This is a genomic window from Micrococcus sp. KRD026 (genome assembly GCF_017168445.1).
Lineage (GTDB): Bacteria > Actinomycetota > Actinomycetes > Actinomycetales > Micrococcaceae > Micrococcus > Micrococcus luteus.
The window spans coordinates 22,186-30,509 of record NZ_JABFBA010000007.1 but is presented as its reverse complement, the minus strand read 5'-3'; the positions used below and the strand labels follow the sequence as shown (position 1 = coordinate 30,509).

Here is an 8,324-nt window from a genome sequence, read left to right as displayed (position 1 = left end):
GACCCATTCGACGTGGACGTGGCGGGAGGAGGCGTTGACGTCCACGGGGAGGACGGGGATGCCCATGCGGCGGGCCTCGGCGACCATGAGGCGGGCGGGGTACATGCCGGGGTTGTGTTCGAGGATGGCGGCCATGAAGGCGGCGGGGTGGTGGGTCTTGAGCCAGGCGGAGTGGTAGGTGGGGACGGCGAAGGCGGCGCCGTGGGCCTTGCAGAAGCCGAAGGAGCCGAAGGCGGAGAGGGTGGCCCAGACCTCGTCGATGACTTCGAGGGAGTAGCCGCGGGCGAGGGCGCCGGTGCGGAAGGCCTCTTCGACGAGGTGTTCCTGCGGGCCGCCGAGGAGGCGGCGGTGCTCGTCGGCGCGGGCCAGTCCGCAGCCGGTCATGACGTCCATGGTGCGCAGGACCTGTTCGTGGAAGACGGTGACCCCGTGGGTCTCGGCGAGGACGGGCCGCAGGTCGGGGTGCGGGTAGTGGGCGGGTGCCCAGCCGTGCCGCTGTTCGAGGAAGGGTCGGACCATGTCGGACTGCATGGGGCCGGGGCGGAAGAGGGAGATGTCCACGGTGAGGTCGTTGAACTCGCGGGGGGCGAGTTTGCCGACGAGTTCGCGCTGGCCCGGGGACTCGATCTGGAAGCAGCCGAGGGTGTGGGTGGTGCGGATCATCGCGTAGGTGGCGGGGTCGTCGAGGGGCACCTGTTCGAGGTCGATGCGCTCGCCCGTGGTGCGTTCGACCTCGGCGATCGTGTAGGCGATGGCGGACTGCATGCGCACGCCGAGGATGTCGAGCTTGAGGAAGCCCATGGGGTCCATGTCGTGCTTGTCGAACTGGCTCATGGGCAGGCCCATGCCGGAGGGTTGGACGGGGGTGCGGTGCAGCAGGGTGGCGTCGCCGAGGATGACGCCGCAGGGGTGCATGGAGATGTGGCGGGGCAGGCGGTCGAGGCGTTCGGTGAGGTCGACGAGCAGGTCCAGCTGGCGGTCGCCCTCGGCGCGGCCGGACTCGATGCGGCGGGAGAGGCCGCCGAGTTCGGGCATGCGCTGGAGGGCCTCGCGGAAGTTCGAGGCGGAGAAGCGCCAGAGCTGCTTGGCGATGGCGTCCACCTCGGGTTCGGGCATGCCGAGGGCGAGGCCGGCGTCGCGGACGGCGCCGCGGGCCCGGTAGGCGTTCTGCATGCTCATGAGGGTGGTGCGCTCGGCGCCGAAGCGATCGACGACGGCGTGGTAGATCTCGTGGCGGCGGGCGGACTCCACGTCGATGTCGATGTCCGGGAGGGTGGAGCGGTCGGTGGAGAGGAAGCGCTCCATGATCAGGCCGTTGGCCATGGGGTCGACATGGGAGATGCGCAGGGCGTGGTTGACGAGGGAGGAGGCGCCGGAGCCGCGGGCGGCCACGCGGATGCCCATGCCCTCGATGAGGTCGACGACGGCGGCCACGGTGAGGAAGTAGGAGGAGAAGCCGAGTCGGGTGATGATGCCGAGCTCGTGCTCGGCGCGGTCCTGCAGGTCCCGGGCCGCCTGGCTGGTGCCGGGGAGGCCTCCCCCGGTGTGGAGGTGGGGGTAGCGGGCGAGGAGGCCGGTGCGGGTGCGCTCGCGCAGCACGTGCTCCGGGGGGCCGTCGATGCCGATGACGGCGGCCTCGGGGACGCGGGGCACGCCCCAGCCGAGGTCGGTCTCGGGGTCGAGCGCGCAGGCCTCGGCGAGGCGGCGGGTGGCCTCGAGCAGGGGGGCGGGGCGGTCGTCGGCGGCGGAGGCGACCTCGTGGGCGATGCGGTGCATGGCGGCGGTGGACTTGAGCCAGCCCTGCCCGTTGGGCTGCAGGTCGTGGAGGGCGTCGAGGGAGCTGAGGGCGCGGACGGCGTCGAGGACGTCCGCGGTGGCGGCACCGTCCGGGGCCGCGTAGCGCACGGCGTTGGTCAGGACGGCGGGGATGCGGGCCTGGCGGGCGGCGCGGAGGGTCTTCACGGCGTGCCCGGTGTCGAGGCGGCGGCCGGGGGCGGAGAGATGCGTGACGACGTCGGCGTGGGGGCTGCCTGCGGGCAGGGCCGCCTTCCAGCGGCGCAGGGCGGCGAGGCCGGCCGCGTACCGGCGGCGGGCCAGGTGGCGGCCGACGTCCGAGTCCGGGCCGAGGAGGACGAACAGCTCGGGGGTGGGCCAGCACGGCGGGCGGGGGGCGAGAGACGCCCCGAGCCGGAGGCCGGGATCCTTTCGAACGCTGCTCTTGCCCGTCCCCCAGTCACCGCGGGCTCCCCTCGAGGGGTCTGCACGCAGCGGAGGCAGGCCGCTTCTCGGTCCGTTGCCACCCGTGAACATGGGGTTGGCGAGCGGCTCGTCGTGGGACCACGTGGACCCGCCGAGGCGGGGTCCACAGCCGCTTCTCCTGAAGCTGGGCCCAAGCGTATCGCAGCGTGTGCGCTCCATCGGGCAGGGCGGTGACGCGCAGCGTCATACTGCGGGCCCGGGTGTCGACGTGTGATGCCCCCGCGAGACGACGACGGCCGGGCGCCTCCGCGGGGAGGCGACCGGCCGTCGTCGGGACGGGGCTCAGGCGGACGGGATCAGAAGTCCCAGTCCTCGTCCTCGGTGTTCTCGGCCTTGCCGATCACGTAGGAGGAGCCGGAGCCGGAGAAGAAGTCGTGGTTCTCGTCCGAGTTCGGGGAGAGCGCGGAGAGGATGGCGGGGTTCACGTTCGTGGTCTCGGCCGGGAACATGGGCTCGTAGCCCAGGTTCATCAGCGCCTTGTTCGCGTTGTAGTGCAGGAACTTCTTCACGTCCTCGGCCAGACCGACGGCGTCGTAGAGGTCATGGGTGTACTCGACCTCGTTCTCGTACAGCTCGAACAGCAGCTCGAAGGTGAACGCCTTGAGCTCCTCCCGCTTCTCCTCCGGCAGGGTCTCGATGCTCCGCTGGTACTTGTAGCCGATGTAGTACCCGTGCACCGCCTCGTCGCGGATGATCAGGCGGATCAGGTCGGCGGTGTTGGTGAGGCGGGCGTGCCCGGAGAGGTACATGGGCCAGTAGAAGCCCGAGTAGAAGAGGAAGGACTCGAGCAGGGTGGAGGCGATCTTCTTCTTGTACGGATCCTGGCCGTCATAGCGCTCCACGATCAGGCGGGCCTTGGCCTGCAGGTTCCGGTTCTCACGAGACCAGCGGAACGCCTCGTCGATCTCCGGGGTGGAGGCCAGCGTGGAGAAGATCGAGGAGTACGACTTCGCGTGCACCGACTCCATGAACGCGATGTTCGTGAGGACGGCCTCCTCGTGCGGGGTCATGGCGTCCGGGATGAGGGAGACGGCGCCCACGGTGCCCTGGATCGTGTCCAGCAGCGTCAGGCCCGTGAACACGCGCATGGAGAGCAGTCGCTCCTCATCCGTGAGATGGGACCAGGACTGGACGTCGTTGGACAGCGGCACCTTCTCCGGCAGCCAGAAGTTGTTGACGAGGCGGTTCCACACCTCCACGTCCTTCTCGTCCTGAATGCGGTTCCAGTTGATCGCCTCGACGAGGTGGGACTGCTGGGTCTCGGTCACGGCAGGGCACATCCTTCAGAAGAATTCGTTGAGAATCCGCGGATTCCGGGGGCTCGCGAGAGCACGGTCAGCGGGGCGCGGGTCCGGGACAGTCTAGGCCCGCAGGTGCAGCGGCAGCCACTCGGGCAGGTCCGGGCTCACAACGTCGTGGGCCCGCCCCGTCCGTCCGTGCGCGCCGCCCCGCTTCGAGGCGGGAAATCGAGCGCAAGCGCGCTCAGAAGCGCGGAATACGCGGGATTGCCCGCCACGAAGGGCCGGCTGTCAGAGCATGCAGCTCACGCAGCCCTCGACCTCGGTGCCCTCCAGCGCGAGCTGGCGCAGGCGGATGTAGTAGATCGTCTTGATGCCCTTCGTCCACGCGTAGATCTGCGCGCGGTTCAGGTCACGGGTGGTGGCCGTGTCCTTGAAGAACAGCGTCAGGGACAGACCCTGGTCCACGTGCTGCGTCGCCGCGGCGTACGTGTCGATGATCTTCTCGTAGCCGATCTCGTACGCGTCCTCGTAGTACTCGAGGTTCTCGTTGGTGAGGTACGGCGCCGGGTAGTACACGCGGCCGAGCTTGCCCTCCTTGCGGATCTCGATCTTCGAGGCCACCGGGTGGATCGAGGAGGTCGAGTTGTTGATGTAGGAGATCGAGCCCGTCGGCGGGACGGCCTGCAGGTTGCGGTTGAAGATGCCGTGCTCCATGACGGAGGCCTTCAGCTCACGCCAGTCGTCCTGCGTGGGCAGGGCGATGCCGGCCTCGGCGAACAGCTCGGCGACGCGCTCGGTGGCGGGCGCCCACTCCTGGTCCGTGTACTTGTCGAAGAACTCCCCGGAGGCGTACTTCGAGTCCTCGAACCCGCCGAACCGCTGGCCGGTCTCGATCGCGATCCGGTTCGAGGCCCGCAGCGCGTGGAACAGCACCGCGTAGAAGTACATGTTCGTGAAGTCGATGCCCTCCTCCGAGCCGTAGTGGACGCGCTCGCGCGCCAGGTAGCCGTGGAGGTTCATCTGCCCCAGGCCGATGGCGTGGGAGGCGGCGTTGCCCTTGGCGATGGACGGCACCGACTGGATGTCGGACATGACCGACACGGCCGTCAGCGCACGGATCGCGGTCTCCACGGACCGGCCGAAGTCCGGCGAGTCCATGGTCTTGGCGATGTTCATCGAGCCGAGGTTGCAGGAGATGTCCTGGCCCACGTGGGCGTAGCTCAGGTCCTCGTTGTACTCGGAGGCCTCGGAGACCTGCAGGATCTCGGAGCACAGGTTGGACATGGTGATGCGGCCCTTGATCGGGTTCGCGGCGTTCACGGTGTCCTCGAACACGACGTACGGGTAGCCGGACTCGAACTGGATCTCGGCGATGGTCTGGAAGAACTCGCGCGCGTTGATCTTGGTCTTCTTGATCCGCGCGTCGTCGACCATCTCGTAGTACTTCTCGGTCACGGAGATCTCGGAGAACGGCACCCCGTAGACGCGCTCGACGTCGTACGGCGAGAACAGGTACATGTCCTCGTTCTTCTTCGCCAGCTGGAACGTGATGTCCGGGATCACGACGCCGAGGGAGAGGGTCTTGATGCGGATCTTCTCGTCCGCGTTCTCGCGCTTGGTGTCGAGGAAGCGGTGGATGTCCGGGTGGTGCGCGTTGAGGTACACCGCGCCGGCGCCCTGACGCGCGCCGAGCTGGTTGGCGTAGGAGAAGGAGTCCTCGAGGAGCTTCATCACGGGGATGACGCCGGAGGACTGGTTCTCGATCTGCTTGATGGGCGCGCCGTGCTCGCGGATGTTGGTCAGCGAGAGGGCCACGCCGCCGCCGCGCTTGGACAGCTGCAGGGCGGAGTTGATGCCGCGGGCGATCGACTCCATGTTGTCCTCGATGCGCAGCAGGAAGCAGGAGACGAGCTCACCGCGCTGCTTCTTGCCCGAGTTGAGGAACGTGGGGGTGGCCGGCTGGAAGCGGCCGGCGATCATCTCGTCCACCAGGTGGGTGGCCAGCTCCTGGTCGCCCCGGGCCAGGTGGAGGGCGACGACGGCGACGCGGTCCTCGTAGCGCTCGAGGTAGCGCTTGCCGTCGAAGGTCTTCAGGGCGTACGAGGTGTAGAACTTGAACGCGCCGAGGAAGGTCGGGAAGCGGAACTTGGCCTTGTAGGCACGATCGAACAGGCCCCGGATGAACTCGAAGGGGTACTGCTCGAACGTCTCGGTCTCGTAGTAGTCGTTCTTCTGCAGGTAGTCGAGCTTCTCCTCCAGGTCGTGGAAGAACACCGTGTTGGTGTTGACGTGCTGCAGGAAGTACTGGCGCGCGGCCGCGTGGTCGGCCTCGAACTGGATGCGACCGTCGGCGCCGTAGAGGTTCAGCATGGCGTTGAGCTCGTGGTAGCCGAGGTTCTGCCACTCGGCGGGCATGTTCTTCGCCTGGCGGATGAGGTCCGCCTCGGTGGGTGCGGTGGTGGTCATGTCCACAGTCCTTCCAGGCCGCCGCGGACGCGTTCGACGTCGTCGGGCGTGCCCATCAGCTCGAATTTGTACATGAGGGGCACCTGGCACTTGCGGGAGATGATGTAGCCGGCCAGGCAGTAGCCCTCATGGAAGTTGGTGTTCCCGGACGCGATCACACCCCGAATCCAGTGACGGTTCTCCGGGACGTTGAGGAACTTGATCACCTGCTTCGGGACCGCGCCCGGCCCGCTGCCCCCGCCGTAGGTGGGGGTCATCAGGACGTACGGGGCGGTGGCCCCGAGGGTGGGCTCCCGGGTGATCAACGGCAGTCGAGCCACCCGGTCCTCGGGCAGCTCGAGCTTCTCGACGAAGCGGTGCGTGTAGTTGGAGGCGGAGGAGAAGTAGATCAGTCCCGCGTCGGTGGGGACGAGCCCCTGCGCCTCGGCCGAGCGGATGTGGCTCGGGTCCGCGGCGACGGTCATGTCGACTCCGGTCAGGCCACCGATGCCGCGGCGGACTCGGCGAGCTCGGCGATCTTGTCCGGGCGGAAGCCGGACCAGGAGTCGGTCTCGGTGACGACGACGGGGGCCTGCATGAAGCCGAGGGCACGGACGCGCTCGAGGGCGGCGGGGTCCTGGGACATGTCCACGACCTCGTAGGCGATGCCCTTCTTGTCCAGTGCACGGTAGGTGGCGTTGCACTGCACGCAGGCCGGCTTGGTGTACACGGTGACGGTCATGGCGATCCCTGTTCCTTCGTGGTCTCTGGTGGTCTGCGGGTGTCGGCGCGGCGCCCGCGAGGTGAATCACGGGGCGTGCCGAACATCTGCGTCGATACTACATCTAGTGATCACAGCCGGGAACCATCCCTACATGTAGTAGTCACACCGCTGTAGTTACGTATCCCCACCCTCTGCCCATCCTGTCCACACCCTGCTGTGCGAGACGATCCGCGCGGACATGCGGGACACGCCGGGACCGAGGTCGACTGTCCACAGCCGGTGGAGATCTCGGGGCCGGGTTCCCACAGCCGGAAAGTCGGGTTCGCCACGTCCGCGAGCGGCGTGTCCGGCCCCCGCGGACCACTACATGTAGGAGCCCGCCGCCGGCCGGCGTCGGAATACCCCGTGACCACCGGGGGTTGCCCCGGCATGAGCACCTCCCCCACCGTCACCCGCAATGACGCCGAGTCCCGCTACGAGCTCCACGACGGCGGCACACTGCTCGCCGTCCTCGACTTCCGGGACAACGGCGCGGCCGTCTCCCTGAACCGCGCGTTCACCATCCCGGTGCACCGCGGCCGGGGCCACGCCGCCGCGCTGACCGCGGGCGCCGTCGAGGACATCGCGACGAACGGCGGCCCCGCAGGGGGCCGCCGCATCGTGCCGATGTGCTGGTACGTCGCCCAGTGGTTCGACGAGCACCCGGAGAAGAGCGCGCTGCTCGCGCCCCGCTGACCGGCGCGGTCAGGCCGCGACGCGGTGCCGGCGCACCACGGCCAGGACGCCCGCGGCCAGCACCGCGACGGCGACGGGCCACGCCGCCGGACCACGCCCGGTCTCGACCGTGTCCGGCACCGTGTGCTCGCCGTCGGCCGGGTCCGCAGGGGTCTCGGGCTCCGCCGGCGAGGTGGGAGTGTCGGGATCGGCCGGCTGACCCGGAGCCAGAGCGTCGTCGAACAGACCGGCCACGGGGAAGGTCACGAACCCCGGGATCCGCCCGTTCTCCCAGTCGTAAAGGTCCACGCGGGGGTCGCCGAACCGCACGGTCACCGTCCGCGTCGTCGTCACGCCGTCCCTCGTGGCCCGCGGGGTGACGGTGTCGGATCCGGTGAAGCCCTCGGGCGCCTGGTAGACGTAGCCGCGCGGACCGCCGGTCTCCTCCTCCGTCACCTCGACGGCCCGGCCCTCGGCCGGGCCCGCGACGAGCGTCAGCGGCGCTGCCTCATCGCCCGTGTTCGAGGAGATGAACACGTGTCGCTCCCCCGGCGCCGCGAGCAGGGTGGTGTCCCAGGCGGTGGGGAGCATGTGGAAGCCGAGCTCATGACGCTGGTCGGCGCGCAGCGGCTCGCCCGGGTCAGCGGTAGAGGGCGTAGACGACGGGGCCGGTCCCCGACTCGCCCAGGCTCCGCCGGGCCGCGGCGACGTCGAAGTCACCGCGCTCCAGCTCGTCGTCGTACGTGAACGGGACCTCGGTCTCGGCGCCGCGGGCCTCCCCCTCCAGCACCGGAGCCACCGTCAGGCGGACGTCGGACTCGTCCACCTCGAACTCGGTGCCGAAGGAGGCGCCGGTCTCACCCTCCGCGCTGGCCACGAGGAAGGATCCGCCAGGCAGGCCGTGCTCGGCGGTCCATCCGGCGGGGTGGGCGGGTGAGGCG

General features: G+C 69.2%; 6 protein-coding genes and 2 pseudogenes. 1 reads left to right on the top strand and 7 read right to left on the bottom strand.

The annotated features are described in order from the left end of the window. The 5 genes and pseudogenes from J1M40_RS02815 to nrdH all read right to left on the bottom strand — a co-directional run. A pseudogene (locus J1M40_RS02815) lies at positions 1–2,310 on the bottom strand (DNA polymerase III subunit alpha); the annotation flags it as partial. A 245-nt stretch (positions 2,311–2,555) separates the two neighbouring features. After that, positions 2,556–3,527 (bottom strand): class 1b ribonucleoside-diphosphate reductase subunit beta, encoded by a 972-nt coding sequence (gene nrdF, locus J1M40_RS02810; RefSeq protein ID WP_036338940.1) that lies wholly within the window; start codon positions 3,525–3,527, stop codon positions 2,556–2,558. Between the two features lie 261 nt (positions 3,528–3,788). Then, positions 3,789–5,966, bottom strand: coding sequence for a class 1b ribonucleoside-diphosphate reductase subunit alpha (gene nrdE / locus J1M40_RS02805; RefSeq protein ID WP_036381627.1), 2,178 nt, complete (start codon positions 5,964–5,966; stop codon positions 3,789–3,791). Further along, complete coding sequence (nrdI, locus tag J1M40_RS02800; protein ID WP_004167610.1) at positions 5,963–6,430, bottom strand: class Ib ribonucleoside-diphosphate reductase assembly flavoprotein NrdI; 468 nt, start codon at positions 6,428–6,430, stop codon at positions 5,963–5,965. The genes nrdE and nrdI overlap by 4 nt, the downstream gene beginning before the upstream one ends. Positions 6,431–6,441: 11 nt before the next feature. Beyond that, positions 6,442–6,687: a glutaredoxin-like protein NrdH gene (gene nrdH, locus J1M40_RS02795; RefSeq protein WP_036313172.1), complete on the bottom strand. Its 246-nt coding sequence runs from the start codon at positions 6,685–6,687 to the stop codon at positions 6,442–6,444. Between the two features lie 411 nt (positions 6,688–7,098). On the opposite strand from nrdH, the gene J1M40_RS02790 reads away from it, so the two are divergent. Beyond that, positions 7,099–7,404: a GNAT family N-acetyltransferase gene (locus J1M40_RS02790; protein ID WP_036338933.1), complete on the top strand. Its 306-nt coding sequence runs from the start codon at positions 7,099–7,101 to the stop codon at positions 7,402–7,404. A gap of 9 nt (positions 7,405–7,413) precedes the next feature. Here J1M40_RS02790 and J1M40_RS12605 read toward each other — a convergent pair whose 3' ends face one another. Next, entirely contained in the window at positions 7,414–7,974 is a 561-nt protein-coding gene (locus J1M40_RS12605) for a hypothetical protein (protein WP_241252020.1), read from the bottom strand. A gap of 49 nt (positions 7,975–8,023) precedes the next feature. Next, positions 8,024–8,324 (bottom strand): annotated as a pseudogene (locus tag J1M40_RS12600) (hypothetical protein); the annotation flags it as partial.

What these genes read in the sequence shown, in the direction of transcription:
- nrdE (WP_036381627.1), bottom strand. Translation starts at nt 5,966, where the DNA reads ATGACCACCACCGCACCCACCGAGGCGGACCTCATCCGCCAGGCGAAG.
- nrdI (WP_004167610.1), bottom strand. Translation starts at nt 6,430, where the DNA reads ATGACCGTCGCCGCGGACCCGAGCCACATCCGCTCGGCCGAGGCGCAG.
- nrdH (WP_036313172.1), bottom strand. Translation starts at nt 6,687, where the DNA reads ATGACCGTCACCGTGTACACCAAGCCGGCCTGCGTGCAGTGCAACGCC.
- J1M40_RS02790 (WP_036338933.1), top strand. Translation starts at nt 7,099, where the DNA reads ATGAGCACCTCCCCCACCGTCACCCGCAATGACGCCGAGTCCCGCTAC.
- J1M40_RS12605 (WP_241252020.1), bottom strand. Translation starts at nt 7,974, where the DNA reads ATGCTCCCCACCGCCTGGGACACCACCCTGCTCGCGGCGCCGGGGGAG.